This is a genomic window from Sagittula sp. MA-2 (assembly GCF_030126985.1).
Lineage (GTDB): Bacteria > Pseudomonadota > Alphaproteobacteria > Rhodobacterales > Rhodobacteraceae > Sagittula.
Map to the genome: position 1 here is coordinate 2,470,596 of NZ_CP126145.1, position 22,552 is coordinate 2,493,147.

Sequence of the window (22,552 nt, forward strand, 5' to 3'; positions counted from 1 at the left end):
GCGACTAGACCACGCCTTCGGCCACCAGCCGGTCATAGGCCTCGACAACCGTCGAGCGTGAGACGCCAAGCTGATCGGCGAGATGTCGGATCGAGGGCAGCCTGCTCCCGGGCGCGGCCTTGCGTCCGGCGATGCGGGTACCGAGGACCTCCATGACCTGCTCGACAAGGGTCTGACCACCGGTCCGGGAAAGCGTCGGCCCATCCATGTGTACTGCCCATCCGATCAATACAGTTTGGTGAAACTGTATTGCATTGTCCCTGTCGGGACCAGCCCTCCACCGACAGTGTGGCCTGAACGTTCCGCCATCGAGGATCCCATGCCCCGCTTTTCCGTTCCCATCCTTGCGCTTTGCCTCTTCGCCGTGACCTTTGCCGTCAATCTGCAGGCACCGCTATACCCCGCCTATGTCGCAACCAGCGGACTTGGCGCCACGGCGGCGACCCTGGCCTTTGCCGCCTATGTCGCGGGCCTCATGCCGACCCTGATCTTCCTCGGCGGGCTGTCGGACAGGATCGGACGCAAAGTCCCGCTGGTCTGCGCGCTGCTGCTCAGCGGCGGGGCGACGCTGCTGCTGGCCCTCTCGCCGGGTTGGGTGCAACTGGTCATCGCGCGGGTGCTTCTTGGCGCCGGGACTGCGCTCGCCACCACGTCCGGCACCGCCTACATGACCGAGTTGATGGGCGAGCCGCGGGCAAAACCGGCGGCGCTCGTGGTGACATCGGCCACCTCCCTCGGTTTCGGCGGCGGGGCACTTGCCACCGGCCTCAGCCTGATGGCCCAAGGCCCGAGCTTTGCACCCGCCAGCTTCCGGCTCCTGCTGCTCGCGGTTCCCCTGCTGGTGCTGTCGTGCCTCGCCCTGCCGCGGGCATGGGTGCCGCGGCGCGTGTCGATGCTGCGCCTTCCGGTCTTCCCCGCAGGCAGCGCGCCCTATGGCATCGCGATTGGACTGAGCTGGGCCTCCACCGGCATGACCATCGCCGTGGTGCCGCTTTTGCTCGACCGTCAGGGGCTCGGTGCGTGGTCCGGGCCAGTGATCTTTCTCGCGCTCTTCGTGGGCTTTCTCTGCCAGCCGCTGGCACGGCGCATGAGCAACCCGCGCGCCCTGCGCCTCGGGCTCTGCCTGATCCCGCTGGGATTTGCGGGCCTGCTGGCCGGGGCCGCCCTGCAGTCTATCCCGCTGATCCTCCTGGGCACGGGTCTTACCAGCGCGTCCAGCTACGGCTTCACCTACCTGTCGGCCCTTTCCGAGGTCTCGATGCTGGCGCCGGAGAACCGCGCACGCGCAACCGCCGGTCTCTTTGTCTACGCCTATTGCGGTTTCTCCGTGCCGGTGATCGCTGCCGGCGGTCTGGCGGATCGGATCGGCGTCGTGCCGGCCATGGCCGTGTTCTTTGGCGTGCAGCTTGCCTGTCTGGCGGGGCTGGTGATCGCGCAGCGCGCCCGGCAGGTGAGACAGGTCGGGACCACGCATTCGGGCATGACATCAGGGTCGTCGGCATAACGGCCCCCGCCCTCTCGGCCCTTGCGACAAGTCGCCATGAAGGGCCCACAGGGAACGCTTCGCCGCAGCGACCGAGTTCAGCGGAGATGACGACTGAGGACCGCAAGTCAGCCTTACGGTGCGCGCCACACTATGATGACGACGCCGCAGACCAGAAATCCGGCACCAAGCGCCACGGTCATCAGTCCTTGCAAGGAGAGATCATCGGCCCGCGATATGTCCCACGCCAGACCGAACAGCAACTGGCTTGCCACCAGTATGGCGATGGTCGGAGCGGCGCCCAGATACTGATACCCGCTGATGCTGGCGAAGACGAAAAACGTCCCCAGAAGACCCGGTATCAGGAACCACGGCCTGAACGTCTTCGCGATCTCGCCAACGCCGCCGATCCCGGCGTGCCACATCATCAGCGCCGACAGCAAAGCCAATCCGACCGCCGAGTTCATCATGAGTGCCGCCAGCACCGAGGATGTCGCGCTGGTGATTTTCGCCATCACGAGGTTCTGCGCCACCAGTGTCGCACCGGCTGCGACCAGAAGGCCGAGTACGAGGCCGGGCATCATTGCCCTGCCGGGCGATCGGGAGCGCGGCGCTGGTCGAGCACCAGCTGCAGGAAGGCAAGGTCGAGCCACCGCCCGAATTTCGTGCCCACTTGCCGCAGAAGGCCCGCCTGCTCGAAACCCAGTCTTTCGTGCAGGCGGATCGAGCCGGTGTTCCCGGCCTCGATCCCGGCGATCATGACGTGCTTGCCTGCGGCCCGGGCGCGGTCGATCAGGCCCTCCATCAACGCCCTGCCGACCCCCGCCCCGCGTTGGTTCGCCCGGACGTAGACGGAATGCTCGACGGTATGACGATATCCGTCCCAGGCCCGCCAGTCCCCGAAGGAGGCATATCCCAAAACGTCGCCGTCCTCCGACACGGCAACCAGCACCGGATACCCGAGGCTTTGCCGCTCCCTGAGCCAGGCGCGGCGGTTCTCCACGTCGACCTCGGTTTCGTTCCAGATCGCCGTCGTCTGCGTGACAGCATCGTTATAGATCGCCGTGACCGTTTCGAGGTCACGGTCTTCGGCATCGCGCACGAGCATGGTTGATTCCCTTGTGACCATATTGCGATCACCGTCCATCATAATGGACAATTCGTCAATATGAACGCACAAGCGTCAGGCTATTTCACCCGTCCCACAGAACCGCCACGGCATAGGTGCAAGGCCTCGCGCCCTCGTTCCTGAAGACGCAATCCGCGGGAGGGCCCAGATGGAGGCAATCGCCCGCATGAAGTTCATGGCGCACCGCACCTTCCACAAAGGTCAGCTCGCCATCGAGCACCCAGATCAACTGCCGGATGAAGGCGTAGGCCGAGGCAGGCATGGGAACCTCCTTGCCGCCCGGAAGGGTAACCTCCACGAGGTCGAGAGGCATATTGGACCTGGGAGAGACCTGGCGACGGATGTACCCGGTCTCCGGGTCGACCCAGACCGGCTGATCCTCCTTTCGAAGGAGGCTGCCGCCCATGCCCTCGGCGCGGGCCAGAAGGGTGGACATGCTGAGCCCGAACGCACCGGAGAGCTTGCCTAGGAAATTGGCCGTCGGAGAGCTGTCGGCGCGCTCGACCTTGTGGATCATCGCCCGGGAAACATTGGCCCGTTCGGCCAGATCGGTCAGCGACCAGCCGCGGCTTTCCCGCTCGGCCCGTATGCGGGCCCCAAGCCTGTTATCGATGTCGTCACCCTTCATCGTGCTACCATAGTAGACGGATTGATGTTCCGGCAAGATCATGGTGGATACCAGGGCGACTTCCTTTTGCATGGCGGTGTCGACTTGCGTGCGGCGCTGAGAGGTCGCATCTGACCAAACGAACCGGACCCGGCCGCGCAGATGTCTGGCATCTGGAGCCTTGGACCCGCACCTCTCAAGTCATGTGTTGCCCTTCCGCGACTTTCGCCTTATCCAGCCGGCAAGGTGCCGGGCACCTGCCGCCTGCAGACGCAAGTCACGGTGAAGCCCGGAGCAAGACGACATCTCACCCTCGAAGCATTTCGCAGGTGGGCAATGCAGGCTCCCTCCTGAACCGAAATGCCTCTGCGGAGGAGTGAGCGATGTCCGTTGGACCCGCCCCGAATGTAATCCAGAACCGGTTTCTGACCCGCCCCGTCGGGCGATTGTTCCTGTCGAATGCCCTGCCCATGGCGGTCGTCATGTCGACCGGCGGCCTTCTGAACGTGATCGACGGAATCTTCGTCGGCCGGTTCGTCGGCGCCGAGGCCCTGGCCGCGGTCAGCCTGGCCTTTCCCGTCGTCATGCTGCTCACGGCGTTGACCACACTTGCGGGCGGCGGCATGTCGAGCCTGTTCGCCCGCCACCTCGGTGCCGGAGCGCGCAAGGAGGCCGGAGACGTCTTCGCAGGCGCCCACGGTCTGGCGCTGGCCATCGGCGCGCTGCTGATCGCGGGGGCGCTGACGGTCGGCCCGACACTCGTCTCCGCGATCGCCGCCGGGAACACGGCGGTGGCGGAGATGGCCGAACACTATCTGCTGATCCTGATCCTCGGGGCGCCCATCCAGTTCGGGCTGGGACTGCACGCCGATGCCCTGCGGAACGAAGGCCGGGCCGGGCTTATCGCGGGGCTCTCGGTGCTGGTCACCCTGCTGAACATCGGCGGGAACTACGTGGCAATCGTGCTCCTCGATCTCGGCGTGGCGGGGTCCGCACTCGGCACCGTCGGCGCGCAGGGCCTCGGCCTCATGCTGCTCTTGCTGGTGCGCGCGCGCGACAGTGAACTTGTTCCGCTGAGTGCGCTCCGGCGCGCGAACTGGCTGGCCGGCTGGGGGCAGATCATCTCGCTCGGCCTTCCGCTGAGCCTGACCTTCGTCGGCATGGCATTTGTGGCCAGTACCGTTCTGGTCGTCATCGGCAGCGCCACCGCGGAGAGCGCCACCTATATCGCGGCCTATGGTGTGGTGACGCGCCTTCTCGGGCTGGCCTTCCTGCCGCAGATGGCCATCGCGCTGACCACCCAGAGCATCACCGGCAACAATGTCGGCGCGGGCCGCCCGGATCGGGCCGGTGCCGCCCTGCGGCTTGCCATGGGCAGCGCATTCCTCTGGTGTCTCGGCGTGGCACTGGCAGGCGCATTTGCGGGCGCACCGATGGGGGCGTTGTTCTCTAAGGACCCGCACGTCGTGGCGGCCGTCGCCGGGGTCCTGCGACCGATGACTGCGCTCTACGTGGTCACCGGGCCGGTGCTTGTCCTTGCCCTGCATTTCCAGGCAATGGGCCATCCCCTCCGCACCGCGGCGCTGACCCTGATCAAGCCGTGGCTGCTGACGCCGGTACTGCTCGTCGCTCTGAACGCACTCTACGGGATGGATGGCCTGTGGTTCGCCTTTCCCGCCGCGGATGCCGTGGTGTTTCTCCTGGCCCTGACCCTCGTCCTTCGGGGTCGGCCGACCACCCCTGCCCCGTCAACCTCATCTGCCAAGGAGGAGGCCGCATGACCGATCCAACCCTCGACACCTTTAAGGCTGAGGCCAAGGCGCTTCGACAGGCGCTGCGCGCCGAAGGCAAGGTGGTCAGCCATGCGCAATCTCTCGAGCTTGTCGCCCGGCGGCACGGCGCACGCGACTGGAACACGCTTCATGCCCGTCTCAGACAGCGCAGCACCCCACTGCCCCTCGCCGTGGGCGCCAAGGTGAGCGGGCGCTATCTTGGGCAGGCCTACAGCGGAAAGATCCTGGCCGTTTCGGGGAGGGCCGAGCGTCGCCAGGTCGAGATTGCGCTGGATCAGCCGATCGACACCGTTCGATTCGACAGCTTCTCGAACTGGCGGCACCGTATTCGCGGCACGCTCGACAAAGACGGGCGCAGTCCTGAAACGACATCCGACGGCACACCGGTTCTCACCGTGGACAGGACGCAGGACTGACCGCACGCCACCGCCAGACTTCGTACCGCGCCACTGTTCGTTCCGGGCCCCCGTCGGGAATATGGCGCCCGCATCGACCAGCTCGCCGAGGGCATCCTTGGCGAGCCGGATTACACGGGGTTTATCCGCATGTGACAGAGCGAATGCCGGGAATGACCAAGCGGTACCCCAGAGCCGGTTGCGCCCAGGCTGTCGAATACCTCCCCGTTCGGTTATTCGGCCCGGAGGCTTTCGATAAGGGCGTTCCGTTGAGGCCTGCCAGGACCCATGCGGGGCCACAGGACCTAGTTTCCGGTCGCCTGACTGATGAACGCGGCCCTGTCATCGCTGACAATGCAGACAGGCCTGTCCCACACCCGCAGCAGGCGAAACAGGTCTCGGGCAACTTCCGCGCCCGCATCCCAGCCAGCAGGTCAGGTCCCTCCCTGCCCCTGCAACACGGCAATCAATTGCTGAACAAACCCTTGTAGGTATCGCGCAGGATGTTCTTTTGCACTTTGCCCATGGTGTTGCGCGGCAGAGCGTCGACGATCTCGAAGCGGCGCGGGTGCTTGAACCGGGCAAGGCTGTCGGTACAGGCAGCGGCCAGTTGATCGGCATCCGGGGCGGCGCCCTCTTGCGGCACGACGACAGCCACGACGGTTTCGCCGAAATCCGGGTGCGGCACGCCGATCACGGCGGTTTCCAGCACGCCCGGCTGATCGTCAAGCACCTGTTCGATTTCCTTGGGATAGATGTTGTAACCGCCCGAGATGATCAGATCCTTGTTGCGGCCGACGATGGTGACATAGTCATCCTCGCCCTGCACGCCGAGGTCGCCGGTGATGAAGAACCCGTCCTCGCGCAATTCGGCGGCGGTCTTGTCCGGCATCTGCCAGTAGCCCTTGAAGACGTTGGGACCACGGACCTCGATCACGCCGACCTCGCCACGCGGCAGCTCTGCCCCGGTTTCGGGATCGCAGACCTTCAGCTCGACGCCCGGCAGCGGCAGACCGACCGTCCCGGCCCGGCGGTCGCCATCATAGGGGTTCGACGTGTTCATGTTGGTTTCGGTCATGCCGTAGCGCTCGAGGATACGGTGGCCGGTGCGCTCTTCGAACCGCACGTGGGTCTCCGCCAGCAACGGGGCCGACCCCGAGGTGAACAGCCGCATGCCCTGCGTCAGGTCGCGGGTAAACCGGTCATCGTTCAGAAGCCGGGTGTAGAAGGTCGGCACGCCCATCATCGACGTGGCACGCGGCAGGTTGGCGATCACCACGTCCAGATCGAACTTCGGCAGGAAGATCATCGACCCGCCCGCCACGAGCATCACGTTTGTCGCCACGAAAAGCCCGTGCGTGTGGAAAATGGGCAGCGCGTGCAACAGCACGTCATCCGCGGTAAAGCGCCAGCAGTCGACCAACGTCTCTGCGTTCGAAAGAAGGTTCGCCTGCGTCAGCATCGCCCCCTTCGACCGCCCCGTCGTGCCGGATGTGTAGAGGAAGGCGGCCAGATCATCCTCCTCCCGCCCGGCGGTGTCAAAGCGGTCGGGCTGGTCGGCGGCGGCCTCGGTGAAGCTGCCGGTGCCATCGGCGGCCAAGGTCATCAACTGCGCGTCCAGCCCCTCGACCATCGGGCGCAGATCGTCGGCCTTGGCCGGATCGCCCACCACCAGCTTCGCGCCCGAGTTCTCGATGAAATAGGCCAGCTCGTCGCGGGTATAGGCCGTGTTCAGAGGCAGGAAGACGACGCCGGCCTGCACGCAGGCCGCGTACAGGGCCAGCGCCTCGGGGGATTTCTCCACCTGTGCCGCCAGACGGTCGCCCGGCACCAGCCCCGCATTGCTCAGCACATGGGCAAAGCGCGCCGCCATGCGCAGGAACGCCGCGTGGGTCAGGCTCTCACCCGAGGCAAGGTGCAGAAAGGGCGTGTCCTTGCCGGCATGGACACCGAACAGGCGGTCGTAAAGCGGGTTCATTTCGCGGGTTCCTTCAGTACGGTATCGGCAGCGGAGGCGAGGCCACGCACGTCTGACGAGGTAGCAATCTCACCCGTCGCGGCGAACTTTTCGTGGTTCTGCGAGACGCGGGCCAGATCATACAGGTAGTTGACCATCACCCCGTGCGATTGCGCCTGCCCCTTGGGCGAAACGTCGGCGCGGGCATGGAGCGCATGGACCAGCGCGCCATTGCCGAGGTGAAAGCCCGCCACCGGATCCAGCGGCCGGCCATTGTCCCGCTTGGCCCGCGTCAGGTACCAGGCAGCGAGTTGGCGCATCTGGGTGTCGTCTTGGCGGTCAAAGGGCACGTCGCGCCCCTCCAGCCAGCGGGCAAAGCCGGGAATGGGCGACAGCGTGACAAAGGTCCTGAGCCCCGGCAATTCCGCAGACAGGTCAGCGGCGACCTGCTTGATCAGGGAGTTGCCGAAGGAGATCCCCGCCAGCCCGGCCTGGCAGTTCGAGATGGAATAGAACACGGCGGTGTCGGCCTGATCGGCGGTCAGCGGCTCGCGTTCCTCGGCCAGCACGTTCTGCACCGATCCGGGGATGCCGCGCGTCAGGGCGACCTCGACGAAGATCAGCGGCTCGTCCGGCATGACCGGGTGGAAAAAGGCAAAGCAGCGCCGGTCCGCCGGTTGCAGGCGCCGCCGCAGGTCGTCCCATGAATCGATGGCGTGCACCGCTTCGTAGGCGATGATCTTCTCGAGGATCTGCGCCGGGCTTTCCCAGTTGATCGGGCGCAGCACAAGGAAGCCGCGATTGAACCACGATGCAAAGAGATGCCGGAAGTCCTGATCCAGCGCCATCAGCGCGTCGTCGTCGCGCCCCAGCCGCAGAAGGTCGGCCCGCATGCGCACCAGTTGCCGCGTGGCCCCGCGCACCTGGTTCAGCCGGCGGATCAGCTCCTGGCGCGGCGGTTCTGCGGCGGCGGCAAAGGCGCGGTAGGTCGCCTTGTTGCGGTTCTCGGCATAGCGCGCCAGCGCGGCGGCGGCGGCCTCCACATCCAGGTCCATGTCATGGGCGAGATGCTCGAAGAAGGCGCGCTTTTCCTCGTCCGACCAATCGGCGTAGCGGTCGATGATCTGCCGCGCCACCGCCTGCCCCGTCACCTCGCCCGTAGCGCCGACCAGCGCGGCGGTCAGTTCGGGCAAGGGCCGTCCGTCCTGCCGCGCCAGGCCAAAGCGATAGCGGTACTCGAAGACATTGGAGAGCAGATCGGCAAACAGGCTCATATCGCGGGTCCCATCACGAGGTCAGGCAGCCATGTGGCGATGCCGGGGAACAGGCACAAGATCATGATCGCCAGCACCATGCAGACCACAAAGGGCAACGAGCCGATGAGGATGGTCCGGAGCGAGATGTCCGGCGCGATGCCGTTGATGACATACAGGTTCAGGCCGACAGGGGGCGAGATCAGGCCGATTTCCATGTTGATCGTCAGCACCACCGCGAACCAGATCGGGTCGAAACCGGCGGTCTGGATGATCGGCAGCAGGATCGGCGCGGCCATCAGGATTACCGCGACCGGCGGCAGGAAGAAGCCCGCGATCAGCAGGAAGACGTTGACCGCCCCCATCAGGACCCAGCGGTTGACCTCCAGCTCGCCGATCCACGCGGCGATGCTCTGCGTGATGAAGAGCGAGGACAGCATGTAGCTGAACACCCCCGCCGCCGCGATGATGAAGAGGATCATCACCGACTCTCGGGTGGAGTCGCGCAGCACGGTCCAGAGGTCGCGCGGATTCCAGAGGCGGTAGATGATGACCGCGATCACGAGGCACAGAAGTGCGCCCACCGCCGCGGTTTCCGATGGCGTCGCGATGCCGCCGTACATGGCATATAGCACGCCGAGGATGATGAAGAGGAACGGCAGAACGCGCGGGAGGATCTCCAGCCGCTCGGACCAGCTGTAGCGGCGCGCGGTCAGCATGGCGCGGTCCCCCGACCGGGCGGTCGAATAGAGCGACCACGCCATGAAAAGGAACATCAGCATCAGGCCCGGCATCACGCCCGCCAGGAACAGACGGCCGATCGAGGTTTCCGTGGCGATGCCGTAGACGATCATGGTGACCGACGGCGGGATCAGGATGCCGAGCGTGCCGCCCGCCGCGATGGACCCAGCGGCGACGCCGTCGGGATAACCGCGCTTGCGCATCTCCGGGATGCCCATCTTGCCGATGGCGGCACAGGTGGCGGGGCTGGACCCGGACATGGCGGCGAACAGCGCGCAGGCCCCGAGGTTGGAGATCACCAGCCCACCCGGCACGCGGGTCAGCCAGCGCTCCAGCGCCTCGTAAAGGTCGGCGCCCGCCCGGGTAGAGGCGATACTGGCCCCCATGATGATGAACATCGGGATCGACAGGAGGGCGAAGTTGTCGAGCTTGCCGAACAGGATCTCGGGGATCAGTTCCAGCGACCGCATCCCGTCGAAGACCAGCAGGAACCCGGCAGAGACGATCAGCAGCCCGAGCGCGACGGACACGCCGGAAAACAGCACGACGATGGTGATGACGGCAACGAGGCCGCCCAGAAGGAGCGGGTCCATTCAGGTCTCTCCGGTATGGTGCTGGGCAATGGTTTCGGTGTCTTCGAGGCCGAAGGGCGCATCGACCCCGATCAGAAGCGCCACGAGGTCGGCAATCAGCTGCAGCAGCAGCAGGCCCAGACCCACGGGAATGGCGGAATAGGGGATCCACAGGCGGACGCCCCAGACGGTGTCGGATTTCCAGCCGCGCTCATAGGCGAAGTGCCAGTATTCCCAGCCGTACCAGAGCATCATCGCCACGATGGCGATGGACAGGGCCGACACGACCATGGCCAGGATACGGCGCGGTCCCGGCTTCAGCGCCAGCGGCACGAGGTCGACGTTCACATGGCCGCGCAGCCGCTGCACGTAGGCCAGCCCGATCAAGGTGGCCGCGATGACGAGATAGATCACCGCCTCGGTCTGCCACACGGTCGATCCGTTCAACACGAAGCGCACCCAGATCATCTGGCAGGTGATGGCCACCGCCGCGACGATCATGGCCGCCGAACACCAGCCCGCAAGGGTGCTGAGCGCCGCGACACCGCGCAGAAAGGGATTGTTGCCGGTGCGCGCGACCGCGCCGCCGATCTGGCCTGCCATGGCAAACCTCCGTCACTTGCGGGATGGGAAAAGGGCGGCCGGTCCCGTCGGCCGCCCATTGTGGTCAGGCGCGGGTCACTCGACCGACAGCGCGAGGTCCAGCAGCTTCTGGCCGTCCGGCGTCTCTTCGACGAAGGCCTTGTACGAGGTCTCTTGCGCCAGGGCGCGCCACTTGTCGAAATCCTCGGCGGACATCTGCGCGATCTCGACACCCGCATCCGCAAAGACCTGGGCGCTTTCGGCGTCTTCCTTCTTGGCCTCTTCGAGGTAGAAGGCCTGCGCCTTTTCCGAGGCCGCCTGCAGCGCGGCCTTCTGCTCGTCGGTCAGGCCGTCGTAGGTCGTCTTGTTCATCAGCAGCGGTTGATACATGAACCACAGCGCATAATCGCCCGCCGGCGTGTAGCACGCCACCTGCTCGTAGATGCGGTACGACACGAAGGAAGAAGACGAGGTGTTCGCCGCGTCCAGAACGCCGGTCTGCATGGCATTGTAGATCTCGGACGAGGCCATCGACGCGATGGACGCCCCTGCCCCGGCCAGCATCTGCTCGAACGCCTTGCCCGCGGCGCGGGTCTGCTTGCCCTGCATGTCTTCCGGCGCGGTGATGCAGCTGTCCTTGCCCGCAAAGCCGCCGGCGAGATAGCCGTGCACAAGCACCATGACGTCATCGCCGGCCATGATGTCCTCGATCTCGCCCATGAACTCGCTCTCGTTCAGGCGGGCGGCGTGGTCGTGGTTCTTCACGAGCCCCGGCATCAGGGTCAGGTTGTAGGCGGGCTGCTGGCCACCGGCATAGGACAGCGGCAGAACCGTCATGTCGAGCTGGCCGCGCGACAGGGGCGTGTATTGCTCGCGCGCCTTGAACAGCGAGGCGGACGGGAAAATCTTGATCTCGAGGTCCACATCGGCAGCGGCAACCTCGTCCGCGACGATCTGGGCCACCTTGTGGCGCACGTCGCCGGTGGACCACTGATGCGACAGGCGCAGCTCGGCGGCGGCGGCGGTCATCGCAGATGCGCACAGGGCAGCGGCTGCCACGCTGGCAGTCAGAAAATGTTTCATGATGTTCCTCCCTTTGCCGGGTCGGCCCGGTCTATGTCCGATTGGTGGCAGGTCCTGCACACGCTGTCAAATGTTTTGTATACAAGAAATCCCAGATTGCGTGCGCGCCAAAGCCGTGCAAAATCATGTCCAATGGAACGCAAACGCTCGGACCGCATCGCTGACGAACTCGAAGGGCTGATCTTTGACGGCACCTTTCCCGACGGCGCGCGCCTTGACGAGGTGATGCTGGCGGAACGGTTCGACGTCTCGCGCACCCCGATCCGCGAGGCGTTGCACCGGCTGACACTCTCCGGTCTGGTCGAGCAGTTGCCGCGCCGGGGCGTCTTTGTCCGCCAACCGGGTCCGGTCGAACTCATCGAGATGTTCGAGGTCATGGCCGAGCTGGAGGCCGCCTGCGCCCGGCTTGCCGCGACCCGCATCAGCGACGCCGCGCTGGACAAGCTGGCCGAGATCAACGCGCGCTGCATGGAAGCCGTCGCCGCGCAGGATGCCGACGCCTACTACCGCGAGAACGAGAGCTTTCATGCGCTGATCTATGCGCAGTCCGGCAACGGGTTTCTGGAAGGCGAAGCGCTTCGGCTGCAGCGCCGCCTGCAACCGTTTCGCCGGACCCAGCTTCGGCTGCGGGGGCGCCTGCGCCAATCGATGGCCGAGCATGAGGCGGTTCTTGCCGCGCTGTGTGACGCCGACGGGGCGCAGGCCGCCGAGATCATGCGCGCCCATGTGGCCGTGCAAGGTGAAAAGTTTCACCACCTTCTGGCCAGCCTGAAACCGGCCGCCGCCGCAAACAGCTGACCGTTCCCGGCCCGCAGACGTCCCGCCCCCTTAACGGCGTTCGGTTGATCGAAAATCCGTGCTGCGATCCGGTCGGAAACGAGGCCCGGTATCATAGCTAGATGTTGCTATTCCCTCGGCTGGCCGTGACCTCCAGAACGTCGCGCTCGTCTTTCTCCCGTTCTTCGAAGACGGCAGGGATGGCTGCCTCAGACCGGGACCGCCGCCGGGCGGTTCCCGATCATCCGCTACACGGACCCCGCAAGGCGGCAAAGCGCAGACTGTCTGCCCGCCCCCCTACTGGATGACGAGCGCGTGTTTCGCGATGGAAGTCTGATCCGAATTGACGAAATACTGGATCAGGTACTCGCCGGGTTCCTCCGGCAGGGTGAGGCTGAGCACCGGACCACCCGAGGTTTCCGCGTATGTCCGCCACTGGCCTGAGCCCCCGGCCCCGGCCTTGCCGAGCCCGATGTAGTCTCCGTCGTAGTTGGGTCCGGTCCATGCGACCTCGATCGTCTCACCTGGCGCCGCAGTAGCCGGGGCATCGAGCGTTGCGGCGGGCGTCACGACCTTGACCGGGATTTCCAGCGCAGAGGTGTTGTCCTGGTCGAGGAAGTACTGAACGGCATAGTCCCCCCCGACAGTCGGTATCCGCAACCGCGCGGGCGAGCCGTCGACGGTCGGCGCATAGGACCGCCACTGGCCCGACCCTCCGGCGCCCGCCAGACCGATGCCGATGAAATCGCCCGCATGGTTCGGACCGGTCCACGGTATGTCCACGATAGTCCCGCCCGTCACGATGGCGGGCACCTCCATGCTGACCTCCGCCGCGGTCACGCTCAGAGGCACCTCGTAAAGCGGTGTGTTCCGCTGATCGAGAAAGTACTTGATCACGTAGTTGCCGGGTTCGGCGGGAACGAGCAGCCGGACCGGATTGCCCGTGCTGGTCTCGGCGTAGTTGCGCCACTGGCCGGAGCCGCCCGCGCCGGCCTTGCCGACACCGATGAAATCGCCCGGCGTGTCCGGACCTGTCCAGGCCACCTCGATCATGGTCGAGACCTCCGCACTGGCCGGGGCGCTCAGCGACACCTCGGGTTGGCGCAGCGTGATCGGGACCTCGATGAGTGCTGTGTTGTCCTGGTCGAGGAAGTACTTGATCAGATACTCGCCCGGCTCTGAAGGTGTCATCAGGCGCGCGGGATTGCCGTCGGCCGTTGCGACGTAGTTGAGCCACTGGCCCGAGCCGCCCGCACCGACCTTGCCGATCCCGATGAAGTCACCGGGCGTGTCGGGACCGGCCCATGCGACTTCGATCGTCTGGCTGACATCCGCCTCGGCCGGGGCGGTCAGGCTGACCTGAGGCTGGCCGACCGTGATGGGGATCTCGAAGAGTGCCGTGTTGTCCTGATCGAGGAAGTACTTGATCAGATAGTCTCCGGCCTCGGGCGGCGCCTGCAGGCGCGCGGGGTTTCCGTCCGAAGTGGCGGCAAAGTTGCGCCACTGGCCGGAACCGCCCGCGCCGACCTTGCCGATCCCGATGAAATCGCCCGGTGTGTCCGGCCCGGTCCAGGCGACCTCGAAAAAGGTGCTGGCCTCGACCTCTGCCGGGGCGGAAAGGGAAATCTCCGGCTCGGTGACGGTGACCGGAACCTCGAAGGACGCCCAGTTGTCCTGCCCGAGGAAATACTTGATCAGGTAGTCCCCCGGCGCGGCGGGCGCGCGCAATTGCAGCGGGCTGCCCTGCGAGGTCATGGTGAAGTTGCGCCATTGGCCGGAACCGCCCGCCCCCACAAGACCGATGCCGATGAAGTCGTCCGGGTAGTCGGGGCCGGTCCACGCGACTTCGAAGGTCTCGCTGACACTGACCTCCCCCGGCGCGCTGATCGTGATATTGGCGGGCAGAACGTCGATGGCGACGCTGCCCAGCATGTCGTTGGTTGCCCCGTCGAAGTACCCAATGACATACGCGCCGGGCTCCGGCGGCACGAGAAGGCTCAGGGGCGACCCCGCGCCGGTCTCGGTGAAGTTGCGCCAGCGGCCGGAACCGCTTGTCCCGGCCTTGCCGATGCCGATGAAGTCGCCCTCCGCGCCCGGACCGTTCCAGGTGACCTCGATGGTCGACCCGACGATGGCCGACGAGGGCGCGCCGATGGACGCCGTGACCGCAGGCGGTTCAAAGACGACGACGATCTCGCGCGGGTCGGCGGTCACGATGAACTGCCGCGGCGGCGATGCGGTTTCCTGTGCCGCCCAGTACGCCGTCACAGTATGCGCGCCGGGCATCAACTGGGCCGGCATCGGGTTGGCCATCTCGCCGTCGACCAAGACGCCCGCGTCCTCGGACACCACGTCCCAGATCACCGGCGTCTCGATCTCGGGGCCGTTCTCCGTGCCGATCACGGCGCGGAATGTCACCATCGTGGGATCGGGCGCGGGCTCGGGAAAGACCACCTCGACCCGCTGGCCCTGATCCGTCTCCCGGGCCGCAACGTCGAAAACCGTCCCGGCCTCTGCGCCATCGCTTTCGCGAATCCCTATGACATCGTAGCGTCCCGCCACGAGGTCGATGGCATAGCCCGGCCCTGCCCCGTCATAATTCGCCCCTGCCTCGGGCAGGATGTTCCAGCGGATCGGCCCGGCGATCTCGGGACCGCCCGGCTGCAGGACGCCCGCGATCTGCACCGTCTGCGGGACGTAGACCGGTTCCTCGACAACGGCGTTCAGGGCACTGGCCAGCTGGTCCGCGCTGCCGGCGGTCAGGAACTGCCCGCCCGTCTCCCGGGCAAGACATTGCATCTGGGCCAGGGCTTCCGGATCGGTGACGTCGAAGCCTATGACATGGGCGGTGAAGTCGATCCCCGCTTGCTCCATCGCGCGCGCCGCGGCGCAGGGGTCGGGATTGCAGGTCTCGATCCCGTCGGACACAAGGATGACCGTCGCGCGCTCCTCCGTATAACGCAGGGCTTCTGCCGCCGCGAGAAGCGCATCGGTCATGGGGGTCTTGCCACGCGGATTGATCCCGTTCACCGCCTCCCTGATCCGGGCCGATGTCCCCTGCCCCGGCGCCACCACGGTTTCGATATCCGCACAGTTGCCCCGCTCGCGGTGGCCATAGACCGTCAGGCCAAGGTTCTGGTCGGCGGGAAAGCTGTCCAGCAGGTCTCCGACCACGTCGCGGGCAATGACGATCTTGTTCACGCCGTCGATCTGGCCCCACATCGAGCCGGAGCCATCGATGACGAGGATTGTGTTGGGACGGTCCTGCGCCATGGCAAAGGACGCGCAGGTTGCGAAAATGACAGTGATCAAAAGGCGAAGCATCGGGCCTCCGGGAAAAAATGTTTTGCTAAACTTGCAGCAGCATAGACCGAAGGGCACTGCCGGAATACCCCACTTTCCCGAGATGGATTCGCGTGGCCAACGGCAGGTGCATGGGGACAGGCGCATTGGTGAATGCTGTCCCGCGCGATAAAACTCGCGTCGGGAAACCCCGTTACAGCGATCTACGCCTGAACGAACGCCCGGCTCCGGGGCCTTACGCAACACCCGCTATTCGCGCGGGGCGTCCCGCTCCAGGAGGTCCTCTGCGTCCCGGCGTTCCGCTGCCACGAGGGGAATCAACGCCTTTTCCTCGGACTGGTGATCCGACCCTTCGCCGGGCGCGACAGGCGGCCTGGCGGCTGTCTTCTCTCGGGACGGCGCTTTCGTCGTGGGTTCAGGGAGGGCACCGACCCCCTCCAGGCGAATGCGGTAGGTGGTGTCGGGGATCGCGACGCCCGCATCCTCGATGGCCGCTTTCACGAGGCGAATGGCGTCGCCGCGTGCTGTCGCGAAGCCGGTCTTGTTCTGGTCGATCCAGCCGGTGACACGCAGGATCGCGCCGGACTCGGTGATGTTCTCGATCCAGACCAGTTCTTCCGGATCGTCGAGCACGAAGGGCTGCGCCTTCAGGGCCGCCTGCGCCAGGATTCGCGTCGCCTCGAGATCCGCGTCGGGGTCGATGCCGATATCGAACATGAACCGCCGCGCGGGGTTCTGGGTGTAGTTCACGATCCTGCCCTTGAAGACCGCGGCGTTCGGAATGCGGATATGGTTGCCGTCCAGCGACAGCAGGATCGTCGCGCGAGAGGTCAGCCGGATCACGCGGCCCACGTCCCCCTCGATCTCGACCAGATCGTTTGGCCGGAAAGGCTGACGCAGGCTCAGCATGATGGAGGCCACGAAGTTCTCGACCGTGTCGCGGACCGCGAAACCGATCGCCAGACCCACGATCCCGGCCGCGCCAAGGATGGTCCCGAGCAGAGCCGCTGCGCCCAGAAGATCCAGCGCAACCACGATACCGACGATGGCGCAGGCGACGCGGAAGGCCTGACGGTAGATACCCGCGATGAAGGCATTCGGCGCGATCCGGTCCCAGAACCTCAGGCGCGCCAGCAAGACGCCAAAGGTGATGATCACCGCGAACGCGCCCGTGGCAAGGATGAACAGGGGCAATCGGGCGATGAACTGTTCGAAGCGTGTGCGGAAGCGTTCGACGGCGGGGTTGAGTTGCTGGGATATGTTGTCCGACGCGGCAAGCGCGTTGTTCACCGCCACGACACCTTCGAGACGCTCGGCGATTGCCGCGACCTTCCGGCCGATGACCGGGTCCGCGACATCGCCCGCCAGCCTGACCACACCGGCCTCCACCGACACGGTGATCCCCTCGTGTTCGAGCGCGCCCAGAATGGCCCGCAGACGTTCGGCAATGGCCTGATCGGAAGGCCCGTTCTCGACCGCGAGAACGCGCGACGGATCGGGTGCCGGGTCACTCTCCTGCGCGGTGGCCGGTGTCCACGCGACGACGAGAAGGCAGAGCAGATAGACAATGGAGCGCTTCATGACATCATCCTTAGCGAAGAGCATGGGGTGCATCCATCCAAAGCTGTGAATGACAGCCAACGGCCGGTCTACGCCATCGGGTCCCCCCTCCTCCGGCACCGCATGTCTGCCACGGAGCCTTGCTGCCGCACCCAGCGGCCTCACTGCCTCAACATCGGCGCCGAACGCGCCCGCGACACACCGCACCATCGCCTCCAGACCTACCGGCACAGATGGCGTCTCCGGGCCGGATAGGTCCGAACGACCCCACGGCAGCACACCCGGATTGCACCCCACGCGCCGGACAGCGGCAGGAACCAACGGGCGATGCGCCCCGTTTAACATGGAATCGCGGTTCCGCCGCGCGCCTGCCCTGACGCATCGGAGTTTCCATGAAGACGACCCTCACCGTGAACGCGAAATCCCATGACGTGGAGCACGACCCGCGCCGTACCCTGCTCGACACCCTGCGCGACGACCTCGGCCTGCCCGGCACCAAGAAGGGCTGCGACCATGGTCAGTGCGGCGCCTGCACGGTGCTGGTGAACGGCACGCGGGTGAATGCCTGCCTCTGCCTGACCGCGATGCACGACGGTGACGAGATCACCACCATCGAAGGGATCGGCACGCCGGAACGCCTTTCGGCGCTGCAGAAGGCCTTTGTCGAGAAGGACGGCTACCAGTGCGGCTACTGCACGCCCGGGCAGATCATGTCCGCCACCGCCCTGCTGCAGGAGATCGCCGATGGCGCGCCCTCCTATGTCAGCGACGCGCTCGACGGCGCGGCCTTCACCGATGAAGAGATCGCAGAGCGCATGTCCGGCAACCTCTGCCGCTGTTCGGCCTATCCGCTGATCCGCGAGGCCATCGCCATGGCGGCGGAGGCAAAGCAATGAGGCCCTTCGACTACCACCGTGCCGCCTCCTTCGACGATGTGACGGCAGGCCAGATCATCGCGGGCGGCACCAACCTGCTCGACCTGATGAAGATACAGGTCATGACCCCCGCGACCCTCGTGGACATCACCCGGCTCGACGGCCTGTCGGGTATCGAACCGGACGGCGACGGGGTGCGGATCGGCGCGCTGGTGACCAACACGGCGCTCGCCAACGACCGCCGCATCCGGTCGGGCTGGCCGCTCCTGTCGCGGGCAATCCTCGCCGGAGCCTCGGCCCAGATCCGCAACAAGGCGACCACCGGCGGCAACCTGCTGCAGCGCACCCGTTGCCCCTATTTCTACGACACCTCGCAGGCCTGCAACAAGCGCGCGCCCGGGACGGGGTGTGCCGCCCAAGGAGGTGCCGGGCGGATGCTGGCGCTCTTCGGCACCTCGGACCAGTGCCTTGCCGCGCATCCGTCGGACATGGCCGTGGCACTTGCCGCGCTGGATGCAGAGGTGGAAATCCGCACGGCCGGCGGCGACACCCGCCGCGTGCCGGTCCGCGACCTCTACCGCCTGCCGGGCGAGCGCCCCGACCGGGAGACGATCCTTGAGGACGGCGACCTGATCACCGCCGTGATCCTGCCCGCCCCGCGTTCGGGCAGCCGACAGGGTTACCGCAAGGTGCGCGACCGGGCATCCTACGCCTTCGCGCTGGTCTCGGTGGCAGGCGCCGTCACCATGGCGGGCGAGACCATCGAGGATGTCACCCTTGCGTTCGGCAGCGTCGCCCCGCAGCCCTGGACGATCCCGGAGGTGGAAGAGGTGCTGAGAGGCGCGACCGCCTCCGACGACCTCTTCCGGCGCGCGGCGGCGTTGATCGCCCCCGGTGCGGCCCCCCATCCGGATACCGAGTACAAGCGCACCCTCCTGCGCCGCACCTTCATCGCCACGATGCGCCAGCTCGCCGGGCTGGCCGACACCGCTGGCACAGACATCGCGAGGGCAGAGGCATGAAAGACCATTTCACCATGGACAGCCCGCAGCCCCGGCTGCTGGATGAAACGAAACAGGGCGTGATCGGCATGCCGATGGACCGGCCCGACGGCCCGCGCAAGGTCTCCGGCACAGCGGATTACACCGCCGACCACACGCCCGAAGGTGTGGCGCATGGCGTGCTGGTGCGGGCCACCATCACGCGCGGCCGGGTCACCGGCATGGACCGCGACGCGGCCCTCGCCATCGACGGCGTGATCGACGTCATCACCGACCCGCGCATGACCCGCAACCCGGCACAGGGCATGGCCGGGGAGGCCCCGGGCCAGCCCGGCGACGCAGTGCATTACCACGGCCAGCCCATCGCGCTGGTCGTCGCCGAAAGCTTCGAGGCAGCACGGGACGCGGCACAGCGTTTGTCGGTCCGATACGAGACCGAGGACGCCGCCGTCACGCCGGACACCACCCCCGACCTTGAGACCGCCGACCCCGAGACCGCGGGCGATTTCGACACCGCCTGGTCGGGCGCCGACGTGCGCATCGACCGCGCCTATACCACCCCCTCGCAGGCCGCCGCCGCGATGGAACCGCACGCGGCCATCGCCGAGTGGCAGGGCGACACCGTCACCCTGCGCAGCGCCCTCCAGATGGTGCGGTTCAACAAGGACGAACTCGCCGACACGCTGGGCATCGAGCCCTCGCAGGTGCGCATCCTCGCGCCCTTTGTCGGGGGCGGGTTCGGCTCCAAGCTGGGGCTCGGACCGGAGGCCGCCGCAGCCGCCATCGCCGCGCAGAAGCTGGGCCGCCCGGTGCGCGTGGTCATGAGCCGACAGACTGTCTTCGACAGCGTTTTGCGCCGCTCCGAAACCGCGCAGCGCGTCCGCCTCGGCGCGACGAAGGACGGACGGATCACCGCGATTTCGCATGACGACCGGGTGTCCAACCTCGACGGCGAAGGCTTTGCCGAACCCGTCAGCCAGGCCTCGCAGTTCCTCTACGGGGCCGACGGGCTCAGCTTCACCCAGACGGTGGCGCGCATCGCGGCCACCCCGGCGGGCTCCGTGCGCGCCCCGGGCGAGGCGGTCGGCATGCTGGCCTTCGAAGCGGCTATCGATGAGCTTGCACACACTCTGGGGATGGACCCACTGGAGCTGCGGCTGAAGAACCTGCCGGAAAAGCACCCGATGGACGGCCGCCCCTACAGCGCGCGGCGGCTGGCGGATTGCCTGACCGACGGCGCACAGCGCTTCGGCTGGTCCGACCGCTGGCAGGCCGGGACACGCCGCGAAGGCGACTGGCTGATCGGGATCGGCATGGCGTCGGCGGCCCGCTCCAACATGCTGGTGCGGTCGGCGGCGCGGATGCGGCTCACCGGGGATCGTGCCATCGTCGAGACCGACATGACCGACATCGGCACCGGAACCTACGCCATCCTCGCGCAGGTCGCCGCCGAGATGCTCGGCCTCCCGCCCGCACAGGTCGACGTGCGGCTGGGCGACTCGGACCTGCCCGGCGCCTCCGGCTCCGGCGGCAGCTTCGGGGCAAACTCCGCCGGGTCCGCCGTCTTCCTCGCGGCCAGGAAACTGCGCGCAGAGATTGCGGCGCGGCTTGGCTGCGACGTCGAGACCCTGACATTGCAGGACGGGCGGGCGCGCGGCGACAACCGGGAGGCGGCGCTCACGGACCTCATCCCCGAGGAAATCCTGGCCGAAGCCACCATCGAGAAGGGCGAGACCGCCGAAAGCCATTTCTCTTCCGGGTTCGGCGCACATTTCGCCGAGGTCGCCGTGAATGAATGGACGGGAGAGATCCGCGTCCGCCGCATGCTGGGCGTCATGGCGATGGGCCGCATCCTGAACGAGAAGACCGCCCGCAGCCAGGCGCTCGGCGGGATGATTTGGGGCATCGGCGCCGCGCTGACCGAAGAGATGCAGAACGACCCGCGCGACGGCCATGTCGTCACGCGCGACCTCGCCAACTACCACGTCCCCGCCCATGCCGACGTGCCGGGCGACATGCAGGTGGTCTTCCTCGAGGAACGCGACGACTGGGCCAACCCGATCCAGACCAAGGGCATCGGGGAGCTGGGCATCTCCGGCGCCGGCGCGGCGGTGATCAATGCCGTCGCCCATGCCACCGGCAAGCGCGCCTACGACTTCCCTATCCTGCCGGACGACATGGTGGCCCTGTTCGAGGCGTAAAGGCCGCGACAGGTACAGCCACACCGTTCACCTGCTGCGCAAGTCCGCGGACCCGCACCGCGGCGCAGCAGGTGCTCCCGCGCAACGATCCTTGGGGGTTCCGGTCTATGCCTACCGGCACAAGAAGTTCCGATTTTCCGACGATGACGCGCAACTCTGCCAGAATGACGATCAGCGAACAGAACCGCCCATTCCGCTTCAGAAAGTGCCTGAACTCATAAGCCCCTGACCTTTTATGCAACGACATTTGTAAAGGGAAAATGGCAGAAGGGACTTGGGCTCAGGACTCGTTCCGCCTCACAGCCAGAAGATGACGGTTGCGGCGAGTGCGATCGCCGAGAAGAAGGTCTTCGGGCATCGGTCGTACCGCGTTGCAACGCGCCGCCAGTCCTTGAGCCTGCCGAACATGATCGCGATGCGATTACGGCGTTTGTATCGCGGCTTGTCGTACCGGACAGGCGTCTTCCGCTTCCGGCCCGGGATGCAAGGACGTATCTTCTTGTCCTGCAAGGCTTCTCTGAACCAGTCGGCATCGTAGCCCCGATCTCCGAGAAGCCACTTCACGTTGGGCAGCCGGCTAATGAGCGCACGCGCCCCGATGTAGTCGCTGACGGGACCGGCCGTCGGGAACAGGTCGATGGGCCGGCCGCGGCTGTCGCAGATGGCGTGCAGCTTCGTGTTCATGCCTCCCTTGGTTCGGCCAATAAGGCGTCCACGCCCCCCTTTTTAACGCCCAGGCTGGACGCCGTGCGATGGGCCTTCAGATGGGTGGCGTCGATCATCACAGTCGTCTCCTCGCCGTGCTCAGCGGCCAGCCCAGCCATGATCCGGGCGAAGACGCCTTTATCGCTCCATCTTTTCCAGCGGTTGTAGAGTGTCTTGTGGGGGCCATACTCGCTTGGGGCGTCGCGCCACCGCAAGCCGTTGCGATTTATGAAGATAATGCCACTCAGAACCCGCCGGTCATCAACCCGGGGCTTGCCGTGCGACTTCGGAAAGTAAAGCTCAAGACGCGCCATCTGCGCATCGCTCAACCAGAAAAGATCAGTCATGGTCACCGCTCGTTTTCGAGCGGTGAATCACGAGCGCCCAACCAAATCAATGGGTTCTGAGCCTACAGCTCTGTCCCCAATCCAGTAGAAAGGCAACCGGCGGGGAGCAGGTCATGACACATAGCGAGCGAGTCCGGCGGCCATAGCCAAGCGTGCCGTCCGGCCGGACCCGACGCCGCCCCTCATGC

General features: G+C 66.2%; 19 protein-coding genes. 7 read left to right on the top strand and 12 right to left on the bottom strand.

From position 1 onward, the window contains the following. Nucleotides 1–4: 4 nt before the first annotated feature. Complete coding sequence (locus QNI11_RS11915) at nucleotides 5–208, bottom strand: winged helix-turn-helix domain-containing protein (RefSeq protein WP_283980292.1); 204 nt, start codon at nucleotides 206–208, stop codon at nucleotides 5–7. Between the two features lie 111 nt (nucleotides 209–319). On the opposite strand from QNI11_RS11915, the gene QNI11_RS11920 reads away from it, so the two are divergent. Continuing rightward, nucleotides 320–1,504 carry an MFS transporter gene (locus tag QNI11_RS11920; RefSeq protein WP_283980293.1) on the top strand — a complete coding sequence of 395 codons (1,185 nt, stop codon included), beginning with the start codon at nucleotides 320–322 and terminating at the stop codon, nucleotides 1,502–1,504. Nucleotides 1,505–1,617: 113 nt separating this feature from the next. On the opposite strand, the gene QNI11_RS11925 is transcribed toward QNI11_RS11920, so the two are convergent. The 3 genes from QNI11_RS11925 to QNI11_RS11935 form a co-directional block, all read right to left on the bottom strand. Continuing rightward, nucleotides 1,618–2,064: a DMT family transporter gene (locus QNI11_RS11925; RefSeq protein ID WP_283980294.1), complete on the bottom strand. Its 447-nt coding sequence runs from the start codon at nucleotides 2,062–2,064 to the stop codon at nucleotides 1,618–1,620. Further along, entirely contained in the window at nucleotides 2,064–2,591 is a 528-nt protein-coding gene (locus tag QNI11_RS11930) for a GNAT family N-acetyltransferase (RefSeq protein WP_283980295.1), read from the bottom strand. Before QNI11_RS11930 ends, QNI11_RS11925 begins: the two co-directional genes overlap by 1 nt. 85 nt (nucleotides 2,592–2,676) lie before the next feature. Then, nucleotides 2,677–3,312: an XRE family transcriptional regulator gene (locus tag QNI11_RS11935; protein WP_283980296.1), complete on the bottom strand. Its 636-nt coding sequence runs from the start codon at nucleotides 3,310–3,312 to the stop codon at nucleotides 2,677–2,679. A 290-nt stretch (nucleotides 3,313–3,602) separates the two neighbouring features. Here QNI11_RS11935 and QNI11_RS11940 point away from each other — a divergent pair, with 290 nt between their 5' ends. Next, nucleotides 3,603–5,000 (top strand): MATE family efflux transporter, encoded by a 1,398-nt coding sequence (locus QNI11_RS11940; RefSeq protein WP_283980297.1) that lies wholly within the window; start codon nucleotides 3,603–3,605, stop codon nucleotides 4,998–5,000. Continuing rightward, entirely contained in the window at nucleotides 4,997–5,428 is a 432-nt protein-coding gene (locus tag QNI11_RS11945; RefSeq protein WP_283980298.1) for a glyoxalase superfamily protein, read from the top strand. Before QNI11_RS11940 ends, QNI11_RS11945 begins: the two co-directional genes overlap by 4 nt. Nucleotides 5,429–5,873: 445 nt before the next feature. On the opposite strand, the gene QNI11_RS11950 is transcribed toward QNI11_RS11945, so the two are convergent. The 5 genes from QNI11_RS11950 to dctP form a co-directional block, all read right to left on the bottom strand. Continuing rightward, the gene (locus QNI11_RS11950; protein ID WP_283980299.1) at nucleotides 5,874–7,385 is read right to left on the bottom strand and encodes a malonyl-CoA synthase; all 1,512 of its coding nucleotides are present in this window, start codon (nucleotides 7,383–7,385) and stop codon (nucleotides 5,874–5,876) included. Continuing rightward, nucleotides 7,382–8,638 carry a malonyl-CoA decarboxylase gene (locus tag QNI11_RS11955; protein WP_100930270.1) on the bottom strand — a complete coding sequence of 419 codons (1,257 nt, stop codon included), beginning with the start codon at nucleotides 8,636–8,638 and terminating at the stop codon, nucleotides 7,382–7,384. Before QNI11_RS11955 ends, QNI11_RS11950 begins: the two co-directional genes overlap by 4 nt. After that, entirely contained in the window at nucleotides 8,635–9,951 is a 1,317-nt protein-coding gene (locus QNI11_RS11960; protein ID WP_283980300.1) for a TRAP transporter large permease, read from the bottom strand. Before QNI11_RS11960 ends, QNI11_RS11955 begins: the two co-directional genes overlap by 4 nt. Then, the gene (locus tag QNI11_RS11965; RefSeq protein WP_100930268.1) at nucleotides 9,952–10,533 is read right to left on the bottom strand and encodes a TRAP transporter small permease; all 582 of its coding nucleotides are present in this window, start codon (nucleotides 10,531–10,533) and stop codon (nucleotides 9,952–9,954) included. A 75-nt stretch (nucleotides 10,534–10,608) separates the two neighbouring features. Next, the gene (gene dctP, locus QNI11_RS11970; protein WP_283980301.1) at nucleotides 10,609–11,595 is read right to left on the bottom strand and encodes a TRAP transporter substrate-binding protein DctP; all 987 of its coding nucleotides are present in this window, start codon (nucleotides 11,593–11,595) and stop codon (nucleotides 10,609–10,611) included. Between the two features lie 132 nt (nucleotides 11,596–11,727). On the opposite strand from dctP, the gene QNI11_RS11975 reads away from it, so the two are divergent. Next, nucleotides 11,728–12,393 (top strand): GntR family transcriptional regulator, encoded by a 666-nt coding sequence (locus QNI11_RS11975; RefSeq protein WP_100930266.1) that lies wholly within the window; start codon nucleotides 11,728–11,730, stop codon nucleotides 12,391–12,393. Nucleotides 12,394–12,669: 276 nt separating this feature from the next. On the opposite strand, the gene QNI11_RS11980 is transcribed toward QNI11_RS11975, so the two are convergent. Together QNI11_RS11980 and QNI11_RS11985 are read right to left on the bottom strand one after the other, a co-directional pair. After that, the gene (locus QNI11_RS11980) at nucleotides 12,670–15,696 is read right to left on the bottom strand and encodes a VWA domain-containing protein (protein WP_283980302.1); all 3,027 of its coding nucleotides are present in this window, start codon (nucleotides 15,694–15,696) and stop codon (nucleotides 12,670–12,672) included. A 228-nt stretch (nucleotides 15,697–15,924) separates the two neighbouring features. Next, entirely contained in the window at nucleotides 15,925–17,256 is a 1,332-nt protein-coding gene (locus QNI11_RS11985) for a mechanosensitive ion channel family protein (RefSeq protein WP_283980303.1), read from the bottom strand. A 371-nt stretch (nucleotides 17,257–17,627) separates the two neighbouring features. On the opposite strand from QNI11_RS11985, the gene QNI11_RS11990 reads away from it, so the two are divergent. Genes QNI11_RS11990 through QNI11_RS12000 form a run of 3 tightly spaced genes read left to right on the top strand, consistent with a single transcriptional unit; the run spans nucleotide 17,628 to nucleotide 21,312 of the window. Continuing rightward, on the top strand, nucleotides 17,628–18,131 hold the full coding sequence (locus QNI11_RS11990; protein ID WP_283980304.1) for a (2Fe-2S)-binding protein: 504 nt from the start codon (nucleotides 17,628–17,630) through the stop codon (nucleotides 18,129–18,131). After that, the gene (locus QNI11_RS11995; protein WP_283980305.1) at nucleotides 18,128–19,132 is read left to right on the top strand and encodes a xanthine dehydrogenase family protein subunit M; all 1,005 of its coding nucleotides are present in this window, start codon (nucleotides 18,128–18,130) and stop codon (nucleotides 19,130–19,132) included. Before QNI11_RS11990 ends, QNI11_RS11995 begins: the two co-directional genes overlap by 4 nt. Then, the gene (locus tag QNI11_RS12000) at nucleotides 19,129–21,312 is read left to right on the top strand and encodes a xanthine dehydrogenase family protein molybdopterin-binding subunit (RefSeq protein WP_283980306.1); all 2,184 of its coding nucleotides are present in this window, start codon (nucleotides 19,129–19,131) and stop codon (nucleotides 21,310–21,312) included. Before QNI11_RS11995 ends, QNI11_RS12000 begins: the two co-directional genes overlap by 4 nt. A gap of 297 nt (nucleotides 21,313–21,609) precedes the next feature. Here QNI11_RS12000 and QNI11_RS12005 read toward each other — a convergent pair. Continuing rightward, nucleotides 21,610–22,364 (bottom strand): IS5 family transposase gene (locus QNI11_RS12005; RefSeq protein ID WP_283980307.1). Its coding sequence is split into 2 segments (ribosomal slippage): nucleotides 21,610–22,040 and nucleotides 22,040–22,364, totalling 756 coding nucleotides; the frame shifts between segments, so codons are not numbered across the junction. Between the last annotated feature and the right edge of the window lie 188 nt (nucleotides 22,365–22,552).

What these genes read in the sequence shown, in the direction of transcription:
- QNI11_RS11915 (WP_283980292.1), bottom strand. Translation starts at nt 208, where the DNA reads ATGGATGGGCCGACGCTTTCCCGGACCGGTGGTCAGACCCTTGTCGAG.
- QNI11_RS11920 (WP_283980293.1), top strand. Translation starts at nt 320, where the DNA reads ATGCCCCGCTTTTCCGTTCCCATCCTTGCGCTTTGCCTCTTCGCCGTG.
- QNI11_RS11925 (WP_283980294.1), bottom strand. Translation starts at nt 2,064, where the DNA reads ATGCCCGGCCTCGTACTCGGCCTTCTGGTCGCAGCCGGTGCGACACTG.
- QNI11_RS11930 (WP_283980295.1), bottom strand. Translation starts at nt 2,591, where the DNA reads ATGCTCGTGCGCGATGCCGAAGACCGTGACCTCGAAACGGTCACGGCG.
- QNI11_RS11935 (WP_283980296.1), bottom strand. Translation starts at nt 3,312, where the DNA reads ATGCAAAAGGAAGTCGCCCTGGTATCCACCATGATCTTGCCGGAACAT.
- QNI11_RS11940 (WP_283980297.1), top strand. Translation starts at nt 3,603, where the DNA reads ATGTCCGTTGGACCCGCCCCGAATGTAATCCAGAACCGGTTTCTGACC.
- QNI11_RS11945 (WP_283980298.1), top strand. Translation starts at nt 4,997, where the DNA reads ATGACCGATCCAACCCTCGACACCTTTAAGGCTGAGGCCAAGGCGCTT.
- QNI11_RS11950 (WP_283980299.1), bottom strand. Translation starts at nt 7,385, where the DNA reads ATGAACCCGCTTTACGACCGCCTGTTCGGTGTCCATGCCGGCAAGGAC.
- QNI11_RS11955 (WP_100930270.1), bottom strand. Translation starts at nt 8,638, where the DNA reads ATGAGCCTGTTTGCCGATCTGCTCTCCAATGTCTTCGAGTACCGCTAT.
- QNI11_RS11960 (WP_283980300.1), bottom strand. Translation starts at nt 9,951, where the DNA reads ATGGACCCGCTCCTTCTGGGCGGCCTCGTTGCCGTCATCACCATCGTC.
- QNI11_RS11965 (WP_100930268.1), bottom strand. Translation starts at nt 10,533, where the DNA reads ATGGCAGGCCAGATCGGCGGCGCGGTCGCGCGCACCGGCAACAATCCC.
- dctP (WP_283980301.1), bottom strand. Translation starts at nt 11,595, where the DNA reads ATGAAACATTTTCTGACTGCCAGCGTGGCAGCCGCTGCCCTGTGCGCA.
- QNI11_RS11975 (WP_100930266.1), top strand. Translation starts at nt 11,728, where the DNA reads ATGGAACGCAAACGCTCGGACCGCATCGCTGACGAACTCGAAGGGCTG.
- QNI11_RS11980 (WP_283980302.1), bottom strand. Translation starts at nt 15,696, where the DNA reads ATGCTTCGCCTTTTGATCACTGTCATTTTCGCAACCTGCGCGTCCTTT.
- QNI11_RS11985 (WP_283980303.1), bottom strand. Translation starts at nt 17,256, where the DNA reads ATGAAGCGCTCCATTGTCTATCTGCTCTGCCTTCTCGTCGTCGCGTGG.
- QNI11_RS11990 (WP_283980304.1), top strand. Translation starts at nt 17,628, where the DNA reads ATGAAGACGACCCTCACCGTGAACGCGAAATCCCATGACGTGGAGCAC.
- QNI11_RS11995 (WP_283980305.1), top strand. Translation starts at nt 18,128, where the DNA reads ATGAGGCCCTTCGACTACCACCGTGCCGCCTCCTTCGACGATGTGACG.
- QNI11_RS12000 (WP_283980306.1), top strand. Translation starts at nt 19,129, where the DNA reads ATGAAAGACCATTTCACCATGGACAGCCCGCAGCCCCGGCTGCTGGAT.